1 protein-coding gene is annotated in these 315 nt (G+C 43.5%); it reads right to left on the bottom strand.

The genetic code is table 11. The features are described from left to right. A partial coding sequence (locus AB5935_RS26890) for a family 43 glycosylhydrolase (RefSeq protein WP_368327964.1) occupies positions 1 to 315 on the bottom strand: 315 nt, incomplete at both ends.

Genomic DNA, 315 nt, shown 5'->3' with positions numbered 1-315 from the left:
CAACATCGGTTTACCAGTCTTGTCTTTGTACGGGCCCCATACTTTCTTGGAACGTCCCACTACGACTTTATATGTACTTTTCACTCCTTGACAACAACTTCCTATGGAGGCAAACATATAATAATAATCGTCGTGCTTATGGATATAAACAGCTTCAAAAGCAGTTCCCGCTATTCTCTTTTTTTTCGCTCCCGGCATGATCGACAACCCATCCGTAGTCAGTTCAATAACATATATTCCCCGGAAGCTGCCCCATACCAAATAGTTTCTCCCCTCATACTGCAGGAGAATAGGATCGATCGAGTTCTGTACACC

Origin of the sequence: Phocaeicola sp. RTP21198st1_B8_RTP21198_201120, assembly GCF_040929485.1 — a bacterium.
In the GTDB taxonomy this organism is placed as follows: Bacteria; Bacteroidota; Bacteroidia; order Bacteroidales; family Bacteroidaceae; genus Phocaeicola; species Phocaeicola dorei.
This window is presented reverse-complemented; position numbering and strand designations above follow the sequence as displayed.